18 protein-coding genes are annotated in these 25,065 nt (G+C 73.2%); 14 read left to right on the forward strand and 4 right to left on the reverse strand.

The window, feature by feature from the left end; genetic code table 11:
* The 12 genes from VIS07_03765 to VIS07_03820 all read left to right on the forward strand — a co-directional run bounded on the left by VIS07_03765 (position 1) and on the right by VIS07_03820 (position 18,026).
* Complete coding sequence (locus VIS07_03765) at positions 1-267, forward strand: hypothetical protein (protein HEY8514614.1); 267 nt, start codon at positions 1-3, stop codon at positions 265-267.
* A 12-nt stretch (positions 268-279) separates the two neighbouring features.
* Positions 280-2,220, forward strand: coding sequence for an alpha-galactosidase (locus VIS07_03770; protein HEY8514615.1), 1,941 nt, complete (start codon positions 280-282; stop codon positions 2,218-2,220).
* Between the two features lie 92 nt (positions 2,221-2,312).
* Positions 2,313-4,394, forward strand: a complete 2,082-nt coding sequence (glgX, locus tag VIS07_03775) for a glycogen debranching protein GlgX (GenBank protein ID HEY8514616.1) — start codon at positions 2,313-2,315, stop codon at positions 4,392-4,394.
* Positions 4,395-4,440: 46 nt separating this feature from the next.
* Complete coding sequence (locus VIS07_03780; protein ID HEY8514617.1) at positions 4,441-5,640, forward strand: extracellular solute-binding protein; 1,200 nt, start codon at positions 4,441-4,443, stop codon at positions 5,638-5,640.
* On the forward strand, positions 5,637-6,485 hold the full coding sequence (locus tag VIS07_03785) for a sugar ABC transporter permease (GenBank protein ID HEY8514618.1): 849 nt from the start codon (positions 5,637-5,639) through the stop codon (positions 6,483-6,485). The genes VIS07_03780 and VIS07_03785 overlap by 4 nt, the downstream gene beginning before the upstream one ends.
* Positions 6,482-7,315, forward strand: a complete 834-nt coding sequence (locus VIS07_03790) for a carbohydrate ABC transporter permease (GenBank protein ID HEY8514619.1) — start codon at positions 6,482-6,484, stop codon at positions 7,313-7,315. Before VIS07_03785 ends, VIS07_03790 begins: the two co-directional genes overlap by 4 nt.
* Positions 7,315-8,412, forward strand: a complete 1,098-nt coding sequence (locus VIS07_03795; protein HEY8514620.1) for an ABC transporter ATP-binding protein — start codon at positions 7,315-7,317, stop codon at positions 8,410-8,412. The genes VIS07_03790 and VIS07_03795 overlap by 1 nt, the downstream gene beginning before the upstream one ends.
* Complete coding sequence (locus VIS07_03800) at positions 8,409-9,788, forward strand: MATE family efflux transporter (GenBank protein ID HEY8514621.1); 1,380 nt, start codon at positions 8,409-8,411, stop codon at positions 9,786-9,788. The genes VIS07_03795 and VIS07_03800 overlap by 4 nt, the downstream gene beginning before the upstream one ends.
* A 107-nt stretch (positions 9,789-9,895) precedes the next feature.
* Entirely contained in the window at positions 9,896-12,103 is a 2,208-nt protein-coding gene (locus tag VIS07_03805; GenBank protein ID HEY8514622.1) for a bifunctional alpha,alpha-trehalose-phosphate synthase (UDP-forming)/trehalose-phosphatase, read from the forward strand.
* 9 nt (positions 12,104-12,112) lie between these two features.
* Positions 12,113-13,780 (forward strand): hypothetical protein, encoded by a 1,668-nt coding sequence (locus tag VIS07_03810; GenBank protein ID HEY8514623.1) that lies wholly within the window; start codon positions 12,113-12,115, stop codon positions 13,778-13,780.
* A 29-nt stretch (positions 13,781-13,809) separates the two neighbouring features.
* The gene (locus VIS07_03815) at positions 13,810-14,037 is read left to right on the forward strand and encodes a DUF1566 domain-containing protein (GenBank protein HEY8514624.1); all 228 of its coding nucleotides are present in this window, start codon (positions 13,810-13,812) and stop codon (positions 14,035-14,037) included.
* A gap of 404 nt (positions 14,038-14,441) precedes the next feature.
* Positions 14,442-18,026, forward strand: a complete 3,585-nt coding sequence (locus VIS07_03820) for a c-type cytochrome (protein ID HEY8514625.1) — start codon at positions 14,442-14,444, stop codon at positions 18,024-18,026.
* Here the strand turns inward: VIS07_03820 and VIS07_03825 are convergent.
* The 3 genes from VIS07_03825 to VIS07_03835 all read right to left on the reverse strand — a co-directional run bounded on the left by VIS07_03825 (position 18,014) and on the right by VIS07_03835 (position 21,224).
* Entirely contained in the window at positions 18,014-18,994 is a 981-nt protein-coding gene (locus VIS07_03825) for an ABC transporter substrate-binding protein (protein HEY8514626.1), read from the reverse strand. The two genes, VIS07_03820 and VIS07_03825, sit on opposite strands and share 13 nt — an antisense overlap.
* A gap of 203 nt (positions 18,995-19,197) precedes the next feature.
* Positions 19,198-20,508 (reverse strand): MFS transporter, encoded by a 1,311-nt coding sequence (locus tag VIS07_03830; GenBank protein ID HEY8514627.1) that lies wholly within the window; start codon positions 20,506-20,508, stop codon positions 19,198-19,200.
* Positions 20,505-21,224: a hypothetical protein gene (locus VIS07_03835; GenBank protein HEY8514628.1), complete on the reverse strand. Its 720-nt coding sequence runs from the start codon at positions 21,222-21,224 to the stop codon at positions 20,505-20,507. The genes VIS07_03830 and VIS07_03835 overlap by 4 nt, the downstream gene beginning before the upstream one ends.
* Before the next feature lie 9 nt (positions 21,225-21,233).
* Here VIS07_03835 and VIS07_03840 point away from each other — a divergent pair, with 9 nt between their 5' ends.
* Positions 21,234-22,109 (forward strand): NAD(P)-dependent oxidoreductase, encoded by an 876-nt coding sequence (locus VIS07_03840; GenBank protein HEY8514629.1) that lies wholly within the window; start codon positions 21,234-21,236, stop codon positions 22,107-22,109.
* Between the two features lie 60 nt (positions 22,110-22,169).
* Here VIS07_03840 and VIS07_03845 read toward each other — a convergent pair whose 3' ends face one another.
* Positions 22,170-22,742, reverse strand: a complete 573-nt coding sequence (locus VIS07_03845) for a carboxymuconolactone decarboxylase family protein (protein HEY8514630.1) — start codon at positions 22,740-22,742, stop codon at positions 22,170-22,172.
* Between the two features lie 129 nt (positions 22,743-22,871).
* On the opposite strand from VIS07_03845, the gene ftsH reads away from it, so the two are divergent.
* Complete coding sequence (gene ftsH, locus VIS07_03850) at positions 22,872-24,974, forward strand: ATP-dependent zinc metalloprotease FtsH (GenBank protein ID HEY8514631.1); 2,103 nt, start codon at positions 22,872-22,874, stop codon at positions 24,972-24,974.
* Positions 24,975-25,065 lie beyond the last annotated feature (91 nt).

Consider the following 25,065-nt stretch of genomic DNA (forward strand, 5'->3'; position numbering starts at 1 on the left):
ATGCTGCCGATCCTCGGTGTTCTTCTGCTCCTCTACTGCGTGTGGCGCGAGGGCAATCCGTACGGGATCGCGCTGCTCGCGGCCGGCGTCATGCTGCAGGTGATGCTCGCGCTGCGCTTCGCGCGCGCCACCCGCGGCGGCGTCGGCGGACACGCGGAGTGGGTGCGCGACGTCTCGCAGCGTCCGCGTCTCGAGCGCAATCCGGGCTGGCTGCTCGGCTCCGCGCTGGTCGCGATCGGCGCCGCGATCGCGCTGTTCACGCGCTGAGCGGGCGACGCGATGAACGACCTGCTCCGGCTGCAACCGTACTCGCTGCGGATCCTCTACCGCGTGGACGGCGTGCCGCGGGTCGCGGCGACGGCGATCGACCCCGTCGGACGCGGCGTCGGCGTGGTGCAGGGCGCGAACGACGACCTCGAGTGGACGGTGCGCCTCGAGCGCGACGACGCGAGCTTGGTCGTCGAGCCGCGCGTCACCTCGCTGCGGCTCGGCGTCCGTCTCGACGCGATCGAGCCGCTGCGCGCGGTCGGCTCGCTCGACGCGCGTGAGGCGCGCGCGCTGCACAACGGCTGGCAGAGCTGGTCGGCGTTCCTCGGCGTCGAGGCGGACGCCGTCGTGCCGCGGCCGCGCTGGCGTCTGATCGATCGCATCACGTCGAGCCCGAGCACGGCGCCGAGTGCGCGCGGCGAGATCTGGTCGGAGCTCGTTACCGCGCTCGTCGCCGCGAACGGCGGCGCCGCGGTCGTCGCGGGCTACCTGCGTGCGGCGTCGCAGTTCGGCGGCTTCGAAGTCGTGCTGCGTCGGGGCGAGCCGCCGGCGCTGATCGCGCGCCTGCCGTTCGACGGCGTGCCGCTGCCGCCGGGCGAGACGCGCGCGGGCGAGCCGCTGCTCGTCCTCGCCGGCGACGAGCCGACCGCGTTGCTCGAGGACTGGGCCGCGCGTCTCGCGCGCGCGAGCGGCGCGCGCGTCCCTGGCGCGTCGGTCGTCGGCTGGTGCTCGTGGTACGAGCACTTCGAGCGCATCTCCGAGCCGGTGATCGCGCGCAACCTCGAGCAGGCGGCGGCGCTGCGCGAGCGCCTCGACCTCGAGCTCTTCCAGATCGACGACGGCTACCAGGCGGCGATCGGCGACTGGCTCACGCCGGCGCGCAAGCGCTTCGCGCGCGGCGTCAAGCACTTCGTGCCGCGCATCGTCGAGCGCGGGCTCACGCCGGGCCTGTGGCTCGCGCCGTTTCTCGCCGCGCGCCGCGCGCAGGTCGCGCGCGAGCATCCCGACTGGCTGCTGCGCGACCTCTACGGACGCGTCGTGCCGGCGATCTACAACCCGCGCTGGTCGCGCGTCTCGACCGCGGCGGCGCTCGACCCGACGCACCCCGGGGTGCAGGAGCACGTCGCGTCGGTGTGCGCGACGCTGACGCGTGAGTGGGGCTTCCGCTTCCTGAAGCTCGACTTCCTCTACGCCGCGTCGCTGCCCGGCGCGCGTCACGACCCGCGCGCGACCAACGCCGAGGCGCTGCGCACCGGGCTCGAGGCGATCCGTCGCGCGGTCGGCGACGAGGTGCGGCTGCTCGGCTGCGGCTGCCCGCTCGGGCCCGCGATCGGCGTCGTCGATCTCATGCGGATCGGGCCGGACGTGGCGCCGACGTGGAGCGACTGGCTCGCGCGCAACCTCGGGCGCGACGTCGGCCTGCCCGCGACGCGCAACGCGGTGCGCAACTCGATCGGGCGCGCGTTCCTGCACGGCGTCGCGTGGGGCAACGACCCGGACTGCCTGCTGGTGCGCAAGCGGCGCTCGCGCCTCAGCGACGACGAGGTGCTGACGCTCGCGACGACGGTCGCGCTCGCCGGCGGCAGCGTGCTGCTGTCGGACGATCTCGCGGCGCTGCCCGAGGAGCGCGTCGCGATCGCGCAGCGCGTGCTCGAGATCCATCGCGAACTCGCGCCGGGCGGGCGTCGCGCGCTCGATCCGGCGACGCCCGGCTTCCCGCGCCTGCTGCTCGCGCCGCGGCGCGACGGCGGCGTCTACCTCGCGGTCGTGAACCCCGACGATGCGCCGCGCGCCACGACCGTGCGGCTCGACGAGCTGCCGCTGCCGCCCGCCGCGTGGCGCGCGGCGCGCGTGCGCGACGTCTGGAGCGGCGCCGAGCTGCCGGCCGTGGACGGCACGATCGATCTCGGCGTGCTGCCTCCGCACGCGAGCCGGCTCCTGCAGGTCGCTTGAGGCGCGCGTCGGACGATCCGCGCTGCGCGCCTCGTGCGAATCCGGAGGCACGCGGCGCTTGCTCTGCCGCGCCCGGCGTGGTCGGTGGCGACATGCAGCTTCGCTCCGGCGCGCCCGCGCCGCTCGGTGCCACCTGGGACGGCGAGGGCGTGAACTTTGCAATTTACTCCGAGAACGCGACCGCGGTGGAGCTCTGCCTGTTCGACGAGGCGTCGAACGAGACCCGGATCGCGCTGCGCGAGCGCACCGGCTTCGTCTGGCACGGCTACGTCCCGGGGCTGCGCCCAGGGCAGCGCTACGGCTACCGCGTGCACGGACCGTACGACCCGGCGCGCGGCCACCGCTTCAACCCGGCGAAGCTGCTGATCGATCCCTACGCGCGCGCGCTCGACGGCTCGTTCACCTGGCACGACTCGCAGCTCGGCTACGCGGTGCTCGACGGCGGCCTCGAGCACCCGCAGCCGAGCACCGACGACAGCGCGCCCTGGGTGCCGAAGTCGATCGTCCACGCCGACGCGTTCGTCTGGGACGACGACCGTCCGCCGCGTACGCCGTGGAGCCGCACGGTGATCTACGAGTGCCACGTCAAGGGCATGACGGCGCAGCACTCCGACGTGCCCGAGGAGCTGCGCGGCACCTACCTCGGTCTCGCGTCGGATCCGGTGATCGAGCACCTGCTGTCGCTCGGCGTGACGGCGGTCGAGCTGCTGCCGATCCACCAGATCGCGGCCGAGCGCCACCTCGCCGAGCTCGGGCTCACGAACTACTGGGGCTACTCGCCGACCGCGTACTTCGCGCCCGACCCGCGCTTCGCGACCGGCGCGCGCGGCGAGCAGGTGCTCGAGTTCAAGGCGATGGTGAAGCGCCTGCACCGCGCGGGCCTCGAGGTCATCCTCGACGTGGTCTACAACCACACCGCCGAGGGCAGCCACCTCGGTCCGACGCTGTCGTTTCGCGGCATCGACAACGCCGTCTACTACCGCCTCGGCTCGCCGGACGCCTCGACCTACGTCGACTGCACGGGCTGCGGCAACACGCTCGACTTGACGCACCCGCGCGTCCTGCAGCTCGTCGTCGACAGCCTGCGCTACTGGGTGCTGGAGATGCACGTCGACGGCTTCCGCTTCGACCTCGCGCCGAGCCTCGCGCGCACCGCGCGCGGCTTCGAGCGCGACGCGCCGTTCCTGCAGGTGGTCGCGCAGGATCCGGTGCTGTCGCGCGTCAAGCTCATCGCCGAGCCCTGGGACCTCGGGCTCGACGGCTGGCAGACCGGCAACTTTCCCGCCGGCTGGGCCGAGTGGAACGACCGCTACCGCGACACCGTGCGCCGCTTCTGGCGCGGCGACGCGGGCGTCGTGCCGGAGCTCGCGTCACGCTTGTCGGGCAGCAGCGACCTCTTCGCGGCGCGCGACCGCAGCCCGCTCGCGAGCGTCAACTACGTCACCTGCCACGACGGCTTCACGCTGCGCGACCTCACGTCCTACGAGCGCAAGCACAACGAGGCGAACGGAGAGGACAACCGCGACGGCTCCGACAACAACCTGAGCCGCAACTGGGGCGTCGAGGGACCGACCACGCAGTCGTCGATCGCGCGGTTGCGCGCGCGCACGGCGCGCAACCTGCTCGCGACGCTGCTCTTCTCGCAAGGGGTGCCGATGCTGTCGCACGGCGACGAGATCGGACGCACGCAGCAGGGCAACAACAACGCCTACTGCCAGGACAACCCGCTCACCTGGGTCGACTGGCGGCTCGACGACGAGCGCCGCGAGCTGCTCGAGCTCGTGCGCCACGCGGTGGCGCTGCGCCAGGCGCACCCGGCGCTGCGACGCAAGCGCTTCTTCACCGGCCAGCCGATCGGGCCCGACGGACGCAAGGACATCGTCTGGCTGCGCCCGGACGGCGCCGAGATGGGCGACGCCGACTGGCAGGATCCCGAGAACCATTTCCTCGGCATGCTGATCAACGGCGCGACCGCGGACGCGCCGGGGCACGACCTCCTGCTGCTGATGAACGCCGGGACGCGCTCGCGGAGCTGCACGCTGCCCGAGATGCCGGTGCCGGGGCGCTGGCGCGAGCTGCTCAACACCGCGCACGGCGGCGAGCGCCTGCTGCGCGGCGCGACGACGCTGGTGCTCGCGCACGCCCTGGTGCTGCTGCGCTTCGAGCCGCGCTGACGCGCGCGGCGTTGACCGCGGCCCCGTCGCGCGACAGTCCTTGTGCATGCGGCTCGTGCCGATGCTCGTGCTCTGCCTCGTCGCCGCCTGCACCCGCGGACCTGCGCCGCTGACGCTCGCCGTCGGCCTGCTGCCCGGCGAGCTCGCGCCCTACCGCGCGGTGATCGCCGACTTCGAGCGCGAGACCGGCGAGCGCGTCGTCGTCGTGCCGCAGCAGTACGCCGACATCCGACGCGCGCTCGCCGCCGAGAGCGCGGCGGAGCGCGGCACGCTCGACCTCGTCGAGCTCGACGTCTACTCGCTCGCGCCCGCGGCGAACGACGTGCGCGTGCTCGACGAAGCCGCGCTCGGCGACGTCCTCGAGGCGCTCGAGCCCGCCACCGTGCGCGCCGGCACCATCGACGGGCTGCGCTTCCTGCCGCACCGCGTGTCGTGGCAGGCGCTGCTCTACGATCACGCGCGTCTGGGCGCGCCGCCCGCGACCTGGGACGAGCTGCTCGCGGTGGCGCGCGCGCACCCGGGCAAGATCGGCTTCAAGGCGTCGCGCTACGAGGGCCTCACCTGCGACGTGCTGCCGTTCGTCTGGTCGGCGGGCGGCGACGGGACGTCGTTCGACGACGCCGGCGCGCGCGCCGCGTTCGCGCTGTTCGAGCAGCTCGCGCCCTACGTCAACCCGCAGAGCGCGACCTTCAAGGAGGCGACCATCGTCGAGGCGATGGCGCGCGGCGAGCTCGTGCTGCACCTCAACTGGCCGTTCGCGATCTCGGTGCTCGCGGACCAGGGTCTCGCGCCCGAGCCGATCCGCGCGGCGCCGCTGCCCGCCGGACCGCAGGGACGCGCGACCGTGCTCGGCGGCGGCTACCTCGCGCTCGCGCGCAACACGGCGCGTCCGGACGCCGCGCTGCGGCTCGCACGTTACCTCCTGTCACGCGAGGTGCAGGAGCGGCTCGGGCGCGAGCTCGGCTGGTTCTCGGCGCGGCGCGACGTGCCGCCGGGCGAGGGCAGCCCGCTGCTCGCCGGCTTCGCGGCGATGCGCGGCGCCCTGCGCTCGCGCCCGGAGCGCCCGGACTACCCGGCGCTGAGCCGCGCCTGGCAGGAGGCGTTTCGCGCCGTGGTGTTCGACGGCGTGGCGCCGGACGCAGCGCTCGCCGCGGCGCGCGAGCGGACGCGCGCGGCGCGGACGCCGGCTCCCGCAGCAGCCGCTGCAGCTCGCCGCGCAGACGCGCTCGGGAGCGGCGACGCGTGAGCAGCGGGCTTGCGCGCCTCGCGACGCGGCGCCTGCTCGGTCTGCCGCTCGCGCTCTACCTGCTCGCGTTCCTCGCCTATCCGAGCGCGTACGCCGTCAAGCTCGCCCTCACCGACGGCGCGACCGGCGCCTTCCCGACGCTCGAGCCGCTGCGCGCGCTCGCGGGCGATCGTCTCTTTTGGCAGGCGATCGCGGGCAACCTCGTCGTGCCGCTCGCGAGCGTCGCGCTCGAGCTCGTCGCGGGGCTCGGGCTCGCGCTGCTGCTCGCGGCGCGCATCCCCGGACGGCGGCTCCTGCGCGCGTCGATCGTGATCCCGTTCGCGCTGCCGGAGATCGTATTCTTGACGATCGTGCGGACGCTGCTCGCGCCGCGCGGCTACGTGAACGGCGCGCTGGATGCGGCCGGTGTGGGCACCGTGCACTTCCTGCTGCCCGGCGACTGGCTCGCGTACGCGACCGTGATCGTGGTCGACGCCTGGCGCACCACGCCGGTCGTGTTCCTGATCCTGCTCGGCGCGCTCGGCGCGCTGCCGCGCGAGGTCGGCGAGGCGGCGCGTCTCGACGGCGCGGGCGCGCTGCGCCGGCTGTGGTTCGTCACGCTGCCGCTGCTCGCGCCGGCGATCGTCGCCGCGGTGCTGCTGCGCGGGCTCGACGCGCTGCGCATCTTCGCAGCACCCCTCGTGCTCGCCGGCGTCGAGGGCGTGCCGGTGCTGTCGACGTACGCCTACCACCAGTGGTCGGACTACGGCGACGACGGCGCCGCCGCCGCGGCGTCGCTCGTGCTCGCCGTGCTGTGCGTCGTCGCGAGCGTGCCGCTGCTGCGGCGTCGCGCGGAGGCCGCATGAGCGCTGCTCGCTCCCGCCGCCACGGCCGCGGACGCCTCGTGCGCTTCCTGCTCGCGAGCGCAGCCGCGCTGGTGTCGCTGCTGCCGCTCGCGGTCATCGTCAAGCAAGCGTTCACGCCCGACCGCGAGAGCTTCGCCTGGCCGCCGACGTACCTTCCGCGCACGCTGACGCTCGAGAACTTCGCCGCGATCGCGGACGCGGTCGAGGTCGCGAGCGGCTTCGTGATGAGCGTGTCGGTCGCGCTGGTCTCGGTCGTGCTGGCGCTCGCGCTCGCGCTGCCGGCGGCGTGGCTCGCGGCGCGCGACGTGCCGGCCGGACGCGGGCTCGATCTACTCGTCGTGCTGGCGCGCATCTTTCCCGCGATCGCGGTCGCGGTGCCGCTCGCGGTGCTGCTCGTGCGCGCGGGGCTGTACAACAGCCCGATCGGCGCCGGCCTCTGGTTCGCGCACGCGCTGCTCGGGCTGCCGATCGCGTTCCTCGTGCTGCGCGCCGGCTTCCGCGCTGTGCCGCGCGAGCTCGAGGAGGCGGCGCGGCTCGACGGCGCGCGTCCGCTCGCGGTGTTCTGGCGCGTGACGCTGCCGCTCGTGCGTCCGCAGCTCGCCACCGCGGCGCTGCTCGTCTTCCTCGCCTCGTGGGACGAGCTCACCTACGCGCTGCTCCTGCAGGTGACGAACCGCACGCTGCCGCCGCTCCTCTACTATCTCTCGGCGTTCGGCTTCCCCGGGCTGTCGAGCGCGGTCGGGGTGATCATGCTGCTGCCGGCGCTGGCGCTGGTCGTCGTGCTCGAGCGCGCGTTCCGCTCGGGCCTGCTCTCGGGGAGCGGACGCTGATGGCGCGCGCCACGATCGAGGGGCTCGAGAAGCGCTTCGGCGACGTCGCCGTGCTGCACGCCTTCTCGCTCACCGCCGAGGACGGCGAGCTGGTGACGGTGCTCGGGCCTTCGGGCTGCGGCAAGTCGACGCTGCTGCGCCTGATCGCGGGGCTCGAGGAGCCGAGCGCCGGCACGATCGCGCTCGACGGACGGCGGATCGACCATCTGCCGCCGCACGAGCGCGACGTCGCGATGGTGTTCCAGAGCTACGCGCTCTATCCGCACATGACGGTGCGCGCGAACATCGAGTTCCCGCTGCGCATGCGCGGCGTCGGACGCGACGAGCGGCGCAAGCAGGCGGAGGAGGTCGCCGAGCTGCTCGAGCTCGGCGCGCTGCTCGACCGCAAGCCGGGCGCGCTGTCCGGCGGCCAGCGTCAGCGGGTCGCGCTGGCGCGCGCGCTGGTCCGCCGTCCGGCGCTGTTCCTGCTCGACGAGCCGCTCTCCAACCTCGACGCGCGCCTGCGCGAGAGCGTGCGGCGCTACATCCGCGACGTGCAGCGGCGCCTGGGCGTGACGACGCTCTACGTGACGCACGACCAGACCGAGGCGATGACGCTCGGCGACCGCGTCGTCGTGCTCGAGCGTGGGCGCGTCCAGCAGTGCGACACGCCGGTCGAGGTCTACGAGCGTCCGGCGAACGCCTTCGTCGCGGGCTTCGTCGGCACGCCGCCGATGAACCTGCTGCGCGCACGCTACGAGGACGGCGTGCTCACGCTCGGCGACTTGCGCTTGACGCTCGACGAGGCGACGCGCCGCGCGCTCGCCCGTGCGGGCGAGCGCGAGCTGCTGGTCGGCGTGCGCCCCGAGGCCTTCGTCGCCTGCGACGACGCGTCGACGCGGGAAGGCGCGGACGGCGCGATGCTGGTCGCGACCGTCGACCCGGCGTCGCGCGAGTGGCTCGGCGGCGAGACGCTGCTGCGCGCCTCGCTCGGCGGCGAGACCGTCACCGCGCGCCTTTTCGGCGCGCTGCCCGCGGCGCCCGCGCGCGTCGCGGCGCCGCTGGGCGCGCTGCACTTCTTCGCTGCCCTCGACGGCCGGCGACTCGCGCCGCAATGAGCGCACCGAGCGCACCGCGCACGCCGAGCACGCTCGACGAGCGCAACGACGCCGACGAGCACGCCTTCGTCCGCCACCCGCACCGGACGATGCTCGCGCTGTCCTTTCCGGTGCTGCTGTCGCTGATCGCCGAGCCGCTCACCGGACTCGCCGACACCGCGTTCGTCGCGCGCCTCGGCGCAACCCCGCTCGCCGCGCTCGGCGTGGCGACGGTGCTGCTGTCGAGCATCTTCTGGGTGTTCAACTTCCTCGGCATCGGCACGCAGACGGCGGTCGCGCGCGCGCACGGCGGACGGCAGCCGCGCGACGCGGCGGAGGCGATCGCGACCGCGCTGCTCACGGCGCTCGTGCTCGGCACGACGCTCGCGATCGTCGCCTGGCCGTTTCTCGATGCGCTCGTGCAGTTCATGGGCGCGGGCGGCGAGCTGCGCGCCGACGCGATCGCGTACCTGCGCATCCGCTTTCTCGGCGCGCCGGCGGTGCTGGTCACGATCGTCGCGTTCGGCGCGCTGCGCGGCGTGCAGGACATGCGCACGCCGCTGCGGATCGCGGTCGCGGTGAACGTGGCGAACGTCATCCTGGACGCGCTGCTGATCTTCGGCGCGGGTCCGGTGCCCGCGCTCGGCGTCGCGGGCGCGGCGTGGGCGACGACGGTGAGCCAGGTGGCCGGAGCGGTGTGGGCCGTCCTCGCCGCGCGGCGCGTGCTCGGGCCGCTCGCGCGCGTCCGCCTCCGCGGCGTGCTCGCGCTGCTCGTCGTCGGGCGCGACCTCGTCCTGCGCACCGGCCTGCTGCTGCTTTTCGTGCTGCTCGCGACGCGCGCGGCGACGCTCGCCGGGCCGGACTCCGGCGCCGCGCACCAGGCGATCCGCCAGGTGTGGATGCTGACCGCGCTCGTGCTCGACGCCTACGCCGCGACCGCGCAGACGCTCGTCGGCTACTTCCTCGGCGCGCGGCGGACGGCCCTCGCACGGCGCGTCGCCGCCGTCGGCTGCCGCTGGGGCGTCGCGACGGGCGTGCTGCTCGCGGTGGCGATGCTCGCGTCGCGCGAGCAGGTCGCGTGGCTGCTCGTCCCGACCGCGGCGCAGGCGGCGTTCGCGTCGGCGTGGACGGTCGCGGCGCTCGCGCAGCCGCTCAACGCGCTGTCGTTCGTCACCGACGGCGTGCACTGGGGGACGGGCGACTTCCGCTGGCTGCGCAACGCGATGCTGCTCGCGACCGCGAGCGGCGCCGTGGCGCTCGCCATGATCGACGTGCACGGCGCGCGCGCGCTGCTCGACGTGTGGCTCGTGACCGCGGCGTGGATCGCGATCCGCGCCGCGTTCGGCATCGTGCGCGTGTGGCCGGGTGTCGGCAGCGCGCCGCTCGCTCGATTCTGATTTGCGCCGCCGCCGCCTTTCCGTCCTCACCGGCCGCGGGTACAATGCAGTGTCCCGCCCCTTGCGCGTGTCTCGCGCCGGACCGGATCCGGGCGGAGCGACCTGCGATGTCCCGCTTGTTGATCGTGTCGAATCGCCTGCCCTTGACGCTCAAGACCGAGGGCGAGGTGACGCGCGTCGAGCGCAGCGCGGGCGGACTTGCGACCGGGCTCGCCGGACCGCACGCGCGCTCCGACGGGCTGTGGATCGGCTGGCCGGGCGACGTCGGCGAGCTCACCGAGGGACAGCGCGAGCAGCTCCAGTCCGAGCTCGCCGACCAGCGCTTCGTGCCGGTGTGGCTCGAGGCGGAGGACGTGCGGCAGTTCTACGCCGGCTTCTCGAACAGCGTCCTGTGGCCGCTGTTCCACTACCTGCTCGATCAGCTGCCGCTGCACCCTGGCGGGTGGGAGGCGTACGAGCGCGTCAACGAGCGCTTCGCCGAGGAGGTCGCGCAGCGCTACAAGCCGGGCGACGTCATCTGGGTGCACGACTACCAGCTCATGCTCGTGCCGCAGATGCTGCGTCGCCGCATTCCGGAAGCGCGCATCGGCTTCTTCCTGCACATTCCGTTTCCCGCTTCGGAGATCTTCCGCACGCTGCCGCACCGCGAGCGCATCCTCGAAGGTCTGCTCGGCGCCGATCTGGTCGGCTTCCACACGGCGTCGTACATGCGCGCGTTCGCGTCGTCGCTGCTGCTCGTGCTCGGGCTCGCGGCGAACGTCGACCGCGTGCGCACGGGGCAGCGCGAGGTGCGGCTCGGCGTCTTCCCGATGGGCGTCGACGCCGAGAACTTCGGCGACCTCGCGAGCCGTCCGGAGGTCGCGGCCGAGGTCGCGGCGCTGCGCGGTTCGGACGGCTGCTCGCTGCTCGTCGGCATCGATCGCCTCGACTACACCAAGGGCATCCCGCGCCGCCTGCTCGCCTTCGAGCAGCTGCTGCGCGACCACCCGAGCCTGATCGAGCGCGTCCGCATGATCCAGGTCGCGGTGCCGTCGCGCGAGCAGGTGGGCGCCTACCAGGAGTTCCGCGGTCAAGTCGAGGCGCTGATCGGCCGCATCAACGGCGCCTTCGGCACGCCGCGCTGGGTGCCGATCCACTACATCTACCGCGGTCTCGCCGAGCACGAGGTGGTGGCGCTCTACCGCGCCGCCGACGTGCTCGTCGTGACGCCGCTGCGCGACGGCATGAACCTCGTCGCGAAGGAGTTCATCGCCTCGCGCACCGACGAGGAGGGCGTGCTCGTGCTGAGCGAGCTCGCGGGCGCCGCGTCCGAGCTCGCCGAGGCGATCATCGTCAATCCGTACGACGTCGAGGGCACGGCGGACGCGCTGCGCCGCGCGCTGACCATGCCGGGCGCCGAGCGTCGCGCGCGCATGCGCGCCCTGCGTCGCCGCGTGCGCACCTACGACGTGCACTCCTGGGTGCGCTCGTTCCTGCGCGCGCTCGACGAGTCCGGGTCGCCGGTCGAGCTCAGCGCGCTCGCGATGACGCCGTCGTGGCAGCTCGAGCGCGTCATCGACCGCATCCGTCGGGCGGAGAAGCTGCTCCTGCTGCTCGACTACGACGGCACGCTCGTGCCGTACGCCAGCGTGCCGGAGCTCGCGATGCCCGACGAGAACCTGCTCGCGCTGCTCGCCGCGCTCGCGGCGCGGCCGGGGACGGAGGTTCATCTCGTGAGCGGCAGCTCGCGCGAGGTGGTGGAGACCTGGTTCGGCGACCTGCCGGTGAGCCTGTACGCCGAGCACGGCTTCTGGTCGCGGCCGCCGCGCTCGCTCGAGTGGACGCGTCACCCGATGCCGCCGCAGGAGTGGCGCGAGCAGGTGCGGCCGATCCTCGAGAACTTCAGCGCTCGCACGCCGGGCTCGCTGATCGAGGAGAAGACGGCGTCGATCGCGTGGCACTACCGCATGGCCGAGCCGGTGTTCGGCGCCTTCCAGGCGAACGAGCTGCGCATCCACCTGACGCAGCTTCTCAGCAACGTGCCGATCGAGGTGCTGAACGACGACGAGGACAAGGTCATCGAGCTGCGTCCGTTCGGCATCAACAAGCGCTCGCTGCTCGCGCCGCTGCTCGCGCGCGTCACCGACGACACGCTGGTGGTTGCGATGGGCGACGACCGCACGGACGAGGAGCTGTTCGCGGCGCTGCCCGCGGGCGCGCTGACCGTGCACGTCGGGCCCGGGCCGAGCCGCGCCGAGGTCCGCTTGCCGAACGTCGACGCCGCGCGCCGCATGCTCGAGGCGCTGCTCGAGACGCAGGCGGCGGTCGCGGTCTGACCTCGGCCCGTGGACGGCCTGCTGCGCCTCGCTGGCGCGTTCACGGCGTCGGCCACGTGGTGGGTGTTCCTGCTCGCCTCGGCGGTCGGATGCGTGGTGCTCGTGCTGCGCCTTGCGTCCTTCGTCCGCCGGCTCGCGACGGGCGACGCGGACGCGCGTCGTCGAGCATTCGTTTCCTGCGCGCTGTTCGCGATCGCGTTCGCCGTGCGCTGGCTGCTGCCCGAGCGCACGCACTACACGTTCAACGACGAGTACGAGTACGTCGCCTACGCCCGCACGCTGCTCGCGACGCACGTCTACGGTCTGCCGAGCGGTCCGCCGGCGGGCGTCTTCCTGTGGGCGCTCGCGTTCGTGCCGCTCGGGGTGTCGACGCACGCGGTGTTCACCACGACGATCGTGCTCGGGAGCCTGACGCCGCCGGCGCTCGCCTGGATGCTGCGCGTGCTGCGCGTCGAGCGCGCGGTCGCGCTGACCGCCGCCGTGCTGCTGGCGCTCGCGCCGCTGCACGTCAAGCACTCGGCGTCGGCGTCGCTCGAGGTGCTGTCGCTACTGTGCGTGGTGCTCGCGGTCGGGACGTTCGTCGAGCTGCTGCGGACGCCGGGCCTGCTGCGCTCGGTGTGCTTCGCAGTCAGCCTGTTCTTCGCGCTCACGATGCGCGTCGAGAACTGGGCGCTGCTCGCGCTGCTGCCGCTCGTCTGGTGGCTGTGGCGTGACGAGGCGCGGCTGCGCTCGCCGGTGTCGGCGCTCTTCGTGCCGCCCGCGCTCGCCGTGGCGGTCGCGGCGGTGTACGTGCCCGGGATCCTCGCGGCGCCGATCCGCTGGGAGCCGGCGTGGAAGAGCCGTCTGCCGGCGGCGAAGCTGCTGCTCACGAACCTCGCGTTCTTCGTCGGCGGCGATCCGTGGACGGGCAAGGTGCCGCTCGTGCTCGGTGCGGTCGGGCTCGTCGCCGGGCTGCGCACGCGGGCGCGCGCGGTCGCGCTCTGGCTCGCGTTCCTGTTGCTCTACTCGGTGATCTACGTCTTCTACGGGCTCAACGTCGGCTGGCTCGAGGAGCCGCACCAGCCGCCGCCGTGGGGCGCGCGCGGCGCGGGACACGACATGTTCCGCTTCAACGTCGTGCTGCTCGCGCCGGTCGTGCTGCTGCTCGCGTACGGGCTCGTCGCGCTGGCGCGCGGCGCGTGGGCGGCGCTGCGGGTCGACGTCGACGGCCGGCGGCGTCCGCTGCGCGTCGCCGCGCTCGCGGGCGGCGTCGTGCTGGTTGCGGTGCTGCTCGCGTGGCGAGGAGAATACGCCACGTACCGACCGCTCGAGCTGATCGCGTCCCGCTACAACCGCGGCTACGAGATCGCGGAGCTGCGCTTTCTGCTTGACGCGACCGCGAGCGTCGCGGCGGGCGCGCGGCTCTACCTGCCACCACCCGCACAGGGCATCGTCCTCGGGGAGATCGAGACCCGGCCGCTCGCGGCGCTGCACGTCGACCTCGCACGCGGCAACACGGGCGGCGAGGCGCTGCTCTACGTGAGCGGACGCCACCTCGGCGTCTCCGGGGTGCGGACGCGCATCGCGACGCTGCAGCGACGCTTCGAGCTGCACGAGATCGCGCGCCGGCGCGAGGGGCCCGACACCTTCCAGCTCTTCGCCCTCCGCCCGCGAAAGCGCGCGGCGGCGGCGCAGTGAGCGCGCTGCCAAGCGAAAACTGTCTGCGCATGCTTGCTACCTTCGTCGACAACGGCGACGGCACGATCACGGACGCCCGCACCGGCCTGATGTGGGAGAAGCTGTCCGACGACGACAGCATCCACGACCGCGACAACCTCTTCACCCATGCCGACGCGACCGCCGTCAAGATCGCGACGCTCAACGCGAGCCACTTCGCCGGCTACGACGACTGGCGGCTGCCGACCGTCCGCGAGCTGATGACGCTGGTTTCGTGACGGGGCGCCGCTCGGGGTTCCGTCGGCCTTCAACTCCGGCTGCACGCCCGGCTGCGACGTCCTGACCTGCAGCTGCGCCACGGGGGGCGCGTACGCGACCTCGTCGCAGGGACCCAAGAACACCTTGGTGGGCCTCATCTTCACCGGAACGGGGGCGGCCTACTCTGCGGGCAGCCCGATCGGCGGCATGATCCGGGTGCGCGCGGTGCGCGGCGGCTCGTGACGACTGCGCTGCGTCGCTGGTCATCGCTGCGTTTCCGCGGTTGACCGCGCTCGCGAGCGCGCGCTAGCGGGAAGGGGCCGCCCGCGTCGCTGGCGGCTTCGCGATGCGCCTTCCTGCGGCACCGCTCCTCGTCCTTGCCGTCCTTCTCGCCGTCGTTCTCGCGGTCGACGCCGTCGACGCCGTGGACGCTCGGACCGCGGGCGCCGAGCGCGCAGCCGACGGCGCGCGGCTCGCAGCCGAGCTCGGCTGCGCGGCCTGCCACGCAGGGCTCGACGTCGAGAGCCCGCTGCGCGAGCGCGCACCCGACCTGAGCTACGCGGGTCTGCGCTGGCGCCGCGCGTACCTCTTCGACTACCTGCAGCGGCCGCGCGCCGTGCGTCGGCACATCGGCGCCTCGCGCATGCCGGATTTCGCGCTCGACGAGCGCGAGGCGCTCGCCCTGACGCTCTTCCTCGCCGAGCAGCGCGCCGAGCCGCCGCTGCCGCACGCCGCGCTCGAAGACCCGGCGCGTCCGCGGGCGACCGGCGAGGACGCGCAGATCTCCGATGCCTCCGAGGAGCAGCTCGTGGGCGACCTGCGCGAGCACTCGTGCCTCGCCTGCCACACCTGGCGCGGCGCGGGCGGCGTGCGCGGCCCCGAGCTCGCCGACGCGGGCGCGCGGCTCGATCCCGCCTGGCTGCGCCGCTTCCTGGTCGCGCCGGACGCGTACGGCGTCGCGGACGGCGTGATGCCGGCGCTGCTGTGGCGTGCGGGTCCGGACGGGCGCGCGGCCGAGACCGTGCCCGGCGCCGGGCGCGCGCTCGAGCGCATCGTCGCCGCGACCGACGCGCTCGCGCGCGAGCAGCGCGCGGCGCTCGAGGCGCGCTTCCGGGAAGCGCGCGACCGCCATCCCGAGATCGACGCCGCGGCGGGCGAGCGCGTGTTTCGCGCGCTCGGCTGCGCGGCCTGCCACCCGATCGGCGACGTCGACGCGAATCCCGATGCGCCCGACCTCGCGAGCGAGGGCATCCGCGTCAAGCCCGAGTGGCTGCGCGCGTACCTGCGCGCGCCGTCTCCCGTGCGTCCTTCGGGCGGGCAGCCGGGCAGCGGCAGTCGGATGCCGGATTTTCGCTTGACGGAGGACGAGGTCGAGGCGCTCGCCGCGTTCCTCGGCACGCGTCGGCGCGGCGCCGAGCACTTGCGCGCGGATGGCGCGCCGGCACCGCTCGGCGCCGTGGCGCGCCGCAAGGTCGAGACGCTGCTCGATACGCGCCTCGCGTGCCTCGGCTGCCACGCGCTCGGCGAGCGCGGCGGTCGGATCGGGCCGAACCTCGCGGCAGCGAGCGAGCGGCTCGAGCCCGCGTTCGTCGAGGCGATGGTGCGCGATCCGCAGCTCGTCGTGCCGCACGCGGCGATGCCGAAGCTGCCGCTCCCCGCGCGCACGCGCGAGCTCGTCGTCCGCTACCTCGTGCACCACGCGGGCGAGGCGGGACGCGCGCCGCGCGAGCGCCTGTCGCCGCTCGACCTCGCGACGTCCGCCGGGACGGACGCAACGGCGGGCGATGCGGGCGACACGGGCGCGGCGCTCTACGGGCGGCTGTGCGCCGCGTGTCACGGCGCGCGCGGCGACGGCGACGGCTTCAACGCGCGCTTCCTGCCCGTCCGCCCGACCGCGCACGCCGACGCGAGCTACCTCGCGACGCGCGCCGACGACACGCTGTTCGACGGCATCGCCGCCGGCGCCGCGATCCTCGGGCGCAGCCACCTGATGCCGGCCTGGGGCGAGACGCTCAGCACGGCGCAGATCCGCGACCTGGTCGCGCACCTGCGCGAGCTGTGCCGCTGCGAGGCGCCGGCGTGGACGCGCGACGGCGACCCCGACGCGCCGACGCTCGCGCGCTCGCTCGTCGCGCCGCTGCCGGCGTCGACGGTGTCGGCCGCGCCGAGCGCGAGCGCTCCTGCAGCCGGTCCCGCGCAGGACGAGAGCAAGAGCGCTCCCGCCGCCAAGCCCGCACGCCTCGAGCTGCCGCTGCCCGCGCCGACGCCGCTGCCGACGATCACCTTCGACGATTTCGTCGGCGCCGAGGCGTGCCGCGAATGTCACGCCCGGCAGTACGACCTCTGGGCGGCGTCGACGCACGGCAAGGCGGGCGGCGCGCCGCGCGACGTGCGGCTGATCGCGCCCTTCGACGGCACGCCGCTGCGCTTCGCCGACGCGGTCGTGACGCCGCAGCTCGGCGAGCGCGGCGAGCCGTTCTTCGTCGTCGAGCACGAAGACGGGCGCAGCGAGCGCTTGGACGTCGTCGCGGTGGTCGGCGGCGGTCACCTGATCGGCGGCGGCACGCAGACCTTCTTCGCGCGCTTCCCCGACGGCACCCTGCGCTTCCTGCCGTTCGACTTCATCCGCGGCGAGGGCGTGTGGTTCGGGCAGCGCCGCGACGACGGCTCGTGGCAGCCGGTCGACGAGACGCTCGCGCTCACCGACCTCGCCAACTGGCCGCCGCAGCGCATCCTCGGCAACGGACCGTTCGCGAACTGCGACGTCTGCCACGGCAGCCAGATCCAGGTGCTGCCGCTCAAGGGCGAGCGTGTCTTGACGCGCATGAAGTCGCTGAAGATCGACTGCGAAGCGTGCCACGGACCGGGACGGCAGCACGTCGCGTGGGCGCGCTCGCCCGATCGCGACGCCGCGAGCGACGACTTCATGGCGTCTCTCGACACGCTCGACAAGGACGGCTCGCTGCGCGTCTGCTTCCAGTGCCACGCGAGCCGTCCCGTGCTCGATCCCGACTACCTCTCGGGTCGTCCCTTCGAGAACTCCTTCGCGCTCAAGTACCTGCTGTTCGAGGACAACCCGTACTTCGCCGACGGCCGCATCCGGACGTTCAGCTACCAGGACAACCACCAGTTCAGCGACTGCTACGTGAACGGCTCGATGACCTGCGTCGACTGCCACGACCCGCACGCGCAGACCTACCGCGACGTGAACGGTCGCGCGCTCGCGGGACGCTTCGACGACGGGCAGTGCACCGGCTGCCACGCGAGCAAGGCCGAGCGCTCGGAGCTGCACACGCACCACCCGGACGGCTCGCCCGGCGACGCCTGCACCGCGTGCCACATGCCGTTCCTGCAGCAGCCGACGGTCGGACGAAAGCTGCGCTTTACGCGCTCGGACCACACGATCGCGATCCCGCGCCCCGCGTTCGACGCGTCGCTGCCGATCGAGGGCGCGTGCCGGCAGTGCCATCCGGAGCGCAGCGTCGAGGAGCTGCAGCGCCAGACCGAGGCGTGGTGGGGACCGCTCAAGCCGCACCCGCCCGCGGTCGCGGCCGTGCTCGAGGCGGAGCGTACGACCGACGTGCGCGACGCGGCGCGCCTGCTGCTGCGCCCCGGCGACAAGCACGTCATCGGGCAGTTCGCGGCGCTCGCGCGCTTCACGCGCCGCTTCCTGGCACCGGACCGCGTGCCGGAAGACGAAGTGCTCGAGCGCCTGCGAGCGCTCGCCGCGAGCGAAGACCTCGACGTGTCGTCGCTCGCGCTCGCGAGCCTGCACTACGCCGCCGGCGAGCGCGACGACGTGCGGACCTTCCTCGTCGAAGCGCTCGAGGACGCAGGGCCGCGCGATCGCGCGCTGCGCCTACGCTGGGGATCGGCGCTGCGCACGCTCGCGCAGGCGCACGAAGCGGCGGGCGACGCGCGCGGCGCGAGCGCCACCCGCCGAAAGCTCGGCGAGGTGCTGCCGTTCGGGGTGCAGAGCCGGCCCTGGATTCGCGCTCACTTCAGGTAGGAGAGGTCGTACACCGACTCCGGCGATATCGGCTTCTCCATCACGTTGCGCTCGACGAAGAAGTCGATCAGGTCCTTGGTCGCAGCGATCACCGGACCGGGCTTCTCCGGCGTGCCGACCTCGGCGAAGTTCTCCTCCTTGGTGAAGAACTTGACCTTGCTGAGCATCGCGGACGTCTCCTCCGGGGTCTGCTCGAAGGCCTTGGCGGCGATCTCCGCCGCTTCCTTCGGATTCGCGAGGATGAAGTCGTGCGCCTTCGCGAACGCGCGCAGGAACTTCTCGCTGAGCTCGCGCTTCGCGTGCTTCGGGCTCAGCACGGCGACGTCGAGGATGACGTACGCCGCGTCCTTCGTGCTGTAGACGACGTGGCCCTGGCCGGCGCTGGTCGCCTTGGTGATCCACGGCTCCCAGGTGACCGCGCCGTCGAGGCCGCCCGACGCGAACGCGGTGCCGGCGTCGTCGGGGTTCATGTTGACGAGCTGGATGTCGGACTCCTTCATGCCGTTGGCTTCGAGCGCCTTGAGCAGCAGCAGGTGGTTGCACTCACCGAGCGTCGCCGCGACCTTCTTGCCCTTCAGGTCCGCGACGCTGGCGTACTCCGTCTTGGCGAGGAACGCGTCGGCGCCGCGCGAGGCGTCGATCAGGAAGGGTACGACCACCGATCCGGGATCCTTCTCGTCGGCCTTCACCACGGTGTCGAGCGTGGTGAGGTGGATGTCGAGGTCGCCGTTCATGACCGGCGGCACGCCGTCGCTGGGCGCGCTGAACAGCTTGGTCTCGACGTCGAGCCCTTCCTCGGTGAAGTAGCCCTTGTCCTTGGCGACGAACAGGCCCGTGTAGCCGATCCAGTTCACGTACCCGACGGTGAACTTCTGCAGCTTCGCGTCGGCGCCCGCGGCGGTTGTGGTCGTCGCCGCGGCGAGCGCGGCGAGCGTCAGGGTGAGCACGGTGCGCAGGAACGCGTTCATCGTGGTGGTCCTCCCATTCCCTCCGTCGTCTCGTCCGTAGGTCGGTTGGCGTGCGCGAGCGGACGTCGGTCGCGTGCCCACGTCGCGAGCAGTGCCGCGCCCGGAAAGGCAGCAGCCGCCGTCAAGATACGAAGCGACGGACACGGCTCGCCCGGCAGCGCGACGTCACGGTGCGCGCGCATGCAGGGACGATGCCGTGCGCGTCAGTGCTCGGCGCTGATCGCTTCGAGCTCGCGCCCGCTGGTCTCGGGCAGCAGGAGGAGCGACGCGCCCGCGAGCACGGTCAGCGTCGCCATCAAGCTCACCATGAAGGGCAGCGTCGCGCCCTGCGCGAGCCCGTAGCCGACCGCGCCGAGCCCGCCCGCGGTGCCGAGCGTCTGCACGAGGGTGAGCCAGCCGCCCGACGTGCCGCGGTGCGAGGTCGGGAAGACCTCGGTCGCGAGCGCGCGGATCGTGACGTTGCACGACACCGAGCAGACCGTGAGCAGCGCCCACAGGAAGGGCAGGGCGACGCCGGGGAGGTGGTAGAAGAGGTAGGCGAGCACCGGAAACGAGGTCGCGACGACGAAGCCGACCGGACGCCGCCCGAACAGGTCGCCGAGCCGACCGGCGAGCACGTTGCCCAGCATGCCGATCGCGCCCGCGCCGACAACCATCACCGAGAACTGCCACGGCGCCCAGCCGTGCGTCGTCAGCGTGAAGTAGCCGCAGAACTGGAACACCGCGATCTCGCCCGCCGCGTAGAGCCCGCCCGCGAGCGTGACGGCGATCACGCGACCGGGGTACGTCGAGGCGAGCGCGCGCATCGGCTCGAGCCAGCCCTCGAGGCCGCCGATGCCCTCCGCAGTGGCGAGGCGCGCGCGACGGTGGGCGTCGAAGCGGCGCGTCTCGGGGATGCCGCGCGCGAGCGGCCGCAGGAAGAGGAGCGGCGTCACGCCGACGACGTAGAGTGCGCGCCAGGTCCACGGCAGGTGGTCGACGAAGCCGAACAGGATCGCGCCGAAGCCGAAGCCGCAGGCGCCGAGCGCGCCGACCATGCCCACACCCCAGCCGCGGTGCGCCGCCGGAAACTCCTCGGCGATGATGACGAACGCCATCGTCGCCGCGGACAGCATGAAGGCGCGCACCGCCATCTGCAGCCCGACGAACCAGAACACCGACGGCGCGAACGCGGTCGCGAGCGTCAGCACGCTGATGCCGGCGACCGACACCAGGAACACCGTGCGCCGTCCGAGCCGGTCGGCGAGCGGCACGAAGAGGAAGGCGGGCAGGGCGCCGAGCCGGATCAGGCCCGTGTAGCCCGCGAGCTCCGACTCCGGGATGCCGAGGTCGTCCGCGATGTAGCTCAGCGCCGACATCAGCATCGACATGTCGTAGTTCTCGAAGAAGTAGGCGAGCGAGACGAGTCCGAGCAGCGTCAAGGAACGCTGCTCGATCGCCGGCACCGGGCCGAAGATCGGCAGCAGCCACCACGGCCGGCGCGGCTTCACGAGGCGCGCATCCTGGACGCTCACGCGTGCGCCTTCGCGCGCGACCGCTTGCCGCCGCGGTAGACGATCAGATGATCTTGACGCTGGACCAGCGGACGTCCGCGGCTCCAGAGCTCGCGGTAGACGTACTCGGTGATCTCGATGCGCTGCTCGGGGCCGTAGCGGTGCACGTTCGGGTAGAGAAGGATCATCCACACGACCGCCATGAAGAGCGCGAAGTCGTCGACGAAGAAGTCGACGACCGTCGACCGCACCTCCACCTGCGCGTCGGCGAACGTCGGGTCGCGACGTAGCTCGCCGGCGAACGCGCGCAAGTCCTGGTCGTTGACGACGCCGAAGTAGCGCCCCGCGAAGGACTCGTAGAGCCAGCTCGTGCTCGCCCGGTCGTCGCTGCGCGGCGACATCAGAACGGCGTGGATCGTGGCGGTCGGTCCCGGACCGGGGCGGGTCGCGAGCAGGTGCTGGTAGATGCGGCGGAAGAGCCCCGGCCACGCGCTGCGCGGCGCGTAGTAGAGCGAGTGGTGCAGCGTGACGAGCGTCACGCGGCGTCCGCCGAGCGCGCGCTTGCGGAAGCGCAGCGTCGCCGCGTCGCTACCGAGGAGCTTGCCGTAGTCGCCGCGCACGAGGCGCACGTGCTTCGTGCTCTGCCGGCGGATGCGCTCGGCGACGACGTCGTTCCGCCGCCGACACCCTTCCCGCCATCGCCGCGCCTTGTTGCGCGTCGGCAGGGGGTTCGACAAGGGAAGCGAATGAAGCTCGCCTTTCTCGGACTCGGCGTCATGGGCTACCCGATGGCGCGCCACCTTGCGGCCGCGGGTCACGAGCTCGCGGTGTTCAACCGTACCCGCGCGAAGGCCGAGCGCTGGGTCGCGGAGCACGGCGGTCGGGTCGCGACCTCCGCCGCCGACGCGGCGCGCGACGCGGAGGTCGTGTTCGCCTGCGTCGGCAACGACGACGACGTGCGCGCGGTGACGCTCGGCGACGACGGCGCGCTCGCGACCATGGCGCGTGGCACGGTGTTCGTCGACCACACGACGACGTCCGCGCGGCTCGCGCGCGAGGTCGCGGCCGCGGCGGCCGAGCGCGGCGTCGCGTTCCTCGATGCGCCCGTGTCGGGCGGACAGGTCGGCGCCGAGAGCGGCGCGCTCACCATCATGGTCGGCGGCGACGCGGACGCGCTCGAGCGCGTGCGGCCGCTGCTCGACTGCTACGCGCGCCGGGTCGCGCGCCTCGGTCCCTCGGGCTCGGGCCAGCTCGCGAAGATGGTCAACCAGATCTGCCTCGCCGGGCTGATCCAGGGGCTCGCGGAAGGGCTGCACTTCGCGCGCGCCGTCGGTCTCGACCCGCAGGCGGTGGTCGACGTGATCTCGCACGGGGCGGCGCAGTCCTGGCAGATGGACCATCGTCACAAGACGATGCTCGCCGGCGAGTACGAGCACGGCTTCGCCGTCGACTGGATGCGCAAGGACCTCGGCTTCGCGCTCGACGAGGCGCGCCGGCACGGCGCGCACCTGCCGGTCACGGCGCTCGTCGACCAGCTCTACGGCGAGGTGCAGGCGATGGGCGGCGGACGGTGGGACACGTCGAGCCTGCTCGCGCGGCTCGAGCGCCTGCGCGGCAGCTGAGCGCGTCGTTTCCGCGCGCGGTCACCGTGAGCGTCCGCGAGGGCGCGCGGGGCGCGTCGGTCAGCGTCGCGGCGAGCGCTTCGGGCGCGGCACCGTCGCGTCGATCTCGACGCCCAGGCTGTTCAGCGCGCCCGCGAGCATCGCGTACTGCCCGACGGTGAAGATCAGATCGAGGATCTGCTCGGTCGAGTAGCGCTCGCGCAGCGCCGCCCAGGTGGCGTCGGAGAGGCACGAGTCGCGCTTCAGCTCGTCGGCCGCACGCAGCAGCGTCGCGTCCTCCTTGCTCCAGCCGGGCGCGTCGGGACCGTCCGCGACGCGGTCGATCTCCTCCTCGGTGAGCCCGGCCATCTTGCCGATCACCACGTGCTGCGCCCACTCGTACTCCGAGCCGCACAGCCAGCCGGCGCGCAGGATGAGCAGCTCGCGGTCGCGCGCCGAGAGCGTGCTCTTCGCCAGGATGTGGTTCGCGAACACCATCCAGTGCTTGAGGAGCTTCGGATGGTGCGCGAGCGTCGAGAAGACGTTGAACACCTGGCCGCCCGAGAGCGCCTTGGTCGGCTCGATCACCGTGCGTGCTTCGTCCGTCCACTCGCTCTCCGGCAAGGGCGCGATCCGTGGCGTGCTGGGCATCATGTCCGCTCTCCTTCGGGGCGAGCCTGTCGGAGGCGGGTCGCGCGCGCAAGCGCTTGCGCGCTTCGGGTCGGGGGGTAAGGTGCGAGCCCTGCGCGGCGCCGCCGCAGACGGCTGCGGGACGAGGAGCACATGGAACGACGGACGCGGTTTTCCCTCCTCTACTACCTGTGGGTGTTGAGCCTCATCCTGCTCGTCGACACGTTCCTGTTCGGCGGGCCGTCGGTGCCGGAGATCCCGTACAGCGAGTTCCTCGACCGCGTGACGAAGAACCAGGTCGCGACGGTCGTGCTCACGCCGGAGCAGATCTGGGGGGAGATGAAGGCCACGTCCGGCGCGGCGCCGACCGATGTGGCGAAGACGTCGGATGCGACGAAGGCGTCGGACGCGGCGACGGCGTCGGCCGACGCTGCGCACGCGCCGACGTCCGACGCGGCGAAGCAGGCGTCCGACACCGCGAAGGCGGACGCGGACGCCACGAAGAAGACCATCACCCCGCCCGCGCGCGAGACGCCGTGGCGCCTCGACCGCATCCGCGCCTGGTTCGCCGGCGCCGAGGAGCAGGCGAAGCGCGCGCAGCAGGAGCGTGAGGCGGCGCTGCGCCGTCAGTTCACGGTCACGCCCGTCGACGATCCGAACCTCGTCGCGACGCTGCAGGCGCACGGCGTCGACTTCCGCGCCGAGATCGAGTCGCACTGGCTGCGCGACCTGTTCCTCAACTGGATCGTGCCCTTCGGCATCCTGTTCCTGCTCTGGGGCGTGGTCATGCAGCGCATGGGGCAGGGGCCCGGCGTGCTCAACGTCGGCAAGAGCAAGGCAAAAATCTACGCCGCGGACGAGCAGAGCCGCACGCGCTTCTCCGACGTCGCGGGCGTCGACGAGGCGGTCGAGGAGACGCGCGAGATCGTCGCGTTCCTGAAGGAGCCCGCGAAGTACACGCGGCTCGGCGCGAAGCTGCCGACCGGCGTGCTGCTCGTCGGACCGCCCGGCACCGGCAAGACGCTGCTCGCGCGCGCGGTCGCCGGCGAGGCCGGCGTGCCGTTCTTCAGCCTCTCGGGCTCGGACTTCGTCGAGATGTTCGTCGGCGTCGGCGCGGCGCGCGTCCGCGACCTGTTCCAGGAGGCGAAGAAGAAGGCGCCGTGCATCATCTTCATCGACGAGCTCGACGCGATCGGGAAGTCGCGCGGCCAGACCGCGGCGCCGGTCGGCGGCTACGACGAGCGCGAGAATACGCTCAACCAGATCCTGGTCGAGATGGACGGCTTCGACGGCAAGTCGGGCGTCGTGCTGATGGCGGCGACCAACCGTCCCGAGGTGCTCGACCCGGCGCTGCTGCGTCCCGGGCGCTTCGACCGCCAGATCCTCGTCGACCGCCCCGACCGCGAGGGACGGCTCGCGATCTTCCGCATCCACTCGCGCAACCTCACGCTGGGCGACGACGTCGACCTCGCGCAGATGGCGGCGCAGACCGTCGGCTTCGTCGGCGCGGACATCGCGAACCTGTGCAACGAGGCGGCGCTGCTCGCCGCGCGCCGCGGCCGCGACCGCGTCGTGATGGCCGACTTCCAGGACGCGATGGAGCGCGTGATCGGCGGGCTCGAGAAGAAGAATCGCGTGCTCAACGAGCGCGAGCGGCGTACCGTCGCCTACCACGAGTCCGGCCACACGCTGGTCGGATACTTGACGCCCGGCGCGGACCCCGTGCAGAAGGTGTCGATCGTGCCGCGCGGACGCGGCGCGCTGGGCTACACGCTGCAGGCGCCGCTCGAGGACCGCTACCTGATGTCGCGCGCCGAGCTGCTCGGCCGCATCCGCACGCTGCTCGGCGGCCGCGCCGCGGAGGAGATCGTGTTCGGCGAGATCTCGACCGGCGCGTCCGACGACCTCGAGAAGGCGAGCAAGATCGCGCGCGACATGCTCACCGTCTACGGCATGAGCAAGCGCCTGCCGAACCTGTCGCTGTCGCGCGGCCAGGCGGGCTTCCTCGGCCAGGGCCCGCAGACCGCGCCGCACTCGGGCGAGATCGAGCAGGCGATCGGCGAGGAGCAGCTCGAGATCCTGCGCGACTGCTACGCCGAGGCGAAGCGCATCCTCACCGAGCACCGCGCGCAGCTCGAGGCGCTCGCGCAGCGCCTGCTCGCGCAGGAGAAGCTCGAGGCGTCCGACCTGCTCGAGATCCTCGGCCCGCGTCCCGGCGAGGCGGGCGGCGAGCGCTCGCCGACGGCCGCGGCCTGACGGCGGCGCGCCCTCGTCGCCCTGGCCGCCGTCGCCCGGTGACCGCCCCCGTGGGTGCGGGCGCGGCCGTTTCGCTAAGACTCCCCGCACC

The sequence above is a fragment of the Candidatus Binatia bacterium genome (assembly GCA_036563615.1).
In the GTDB taxonomy this organism is placed as follows: domain Bacteria; phylum Desulfobacterota; class Binatia; order UBA12015; family UBA12015; genus DATCMB01.

Coding starts and splice junctions, on each gene's coding strand:
- VIS07_03765 (HEY8514614.1), top strand. CDS start 1: ATGCTGCCGATCCTCGGTGTTCTTCTGCTCCTCTACTGCGTGTGGCGC.
- VIS07_03770 (HEY8514615.1), top strand. CDS start 280: ATGAACGACCTGCTCCGGCTGCAACCGTACTCGCTGCGGATCCTCTAC.
- glgX (HEY8514616.1), top strand. CDS start 2,313: ATGCAGCTTCGCTCCGGCGCGCCCGCGCCGCTCGGTGCCACCTGGGAC.
- VIS07_03780 (HEY8514617.1), top strand. CDS start 4,441: ATGCGGCTCGTGCCGATGCTCGTGCTCTGCCTCGTCGCCGCCTGCACC.
- VIS07_03790 (HEY8514619.1), top strand. CDS start 6,482: ATGAGCGCTGCTCGCTCCCGCCGCCACGGCCGCGGACGCCTCGTGCGC.
- VIS07_03795 (HEY8514620.1), top strand. CDS start 7,315: ATGGCGCGCGCCACGATCGAGGGGCTCGAGAAGCGCTTCGGCGACGTC.
- VIS07_03800 (HEY8514621.1), top strand. CDS start 8,409: ATGAGCGCACCGAGCGCACCGCGCACGCCGAGCACGCTCGACGAGCGC.
- VIS07_03805 (HEY8514622.1), top strand. CDS start 9,896: ATGTCCCGCTTGTTGATCGTGTCGAATCGCCTGCCCTTGACGCTCAAG.
- VIS07_03815 (HEY8514624.1), top strand. CDS start 13,810: ATGCTTGCTACCTTCGTCGACAACGGCGACGGCACGATCACGGACGCC.
- VIS07_03825 (HEY8514626.1), bottom strand. CDS start 18,994: ATGAACGCGTTCCTGCGCACCGTGCTCACCCTGACGCTCGCCGCGCTC.
- VIS07_03840 (HEY8514629.1), top strand. CDS start 21,234: ATGAAGCTCGCCTTTCTCGGACTCGGCGTCATGGGCTACCCGATGGCG.
- VIS07_03845 (HEY8514630.1), bottom strand. CDS start 22,742: ATGATGCCCAGCACGCCACGGATCGCGCCCTTGCCGGAGAGCGAGTGG.
- ftsH (HEY8514631.1), top strand. CDS start 22,872: ATGGAACGACGGACGCGGTTTTCCCTCCTCTACTACCTGTGGGTGTTG.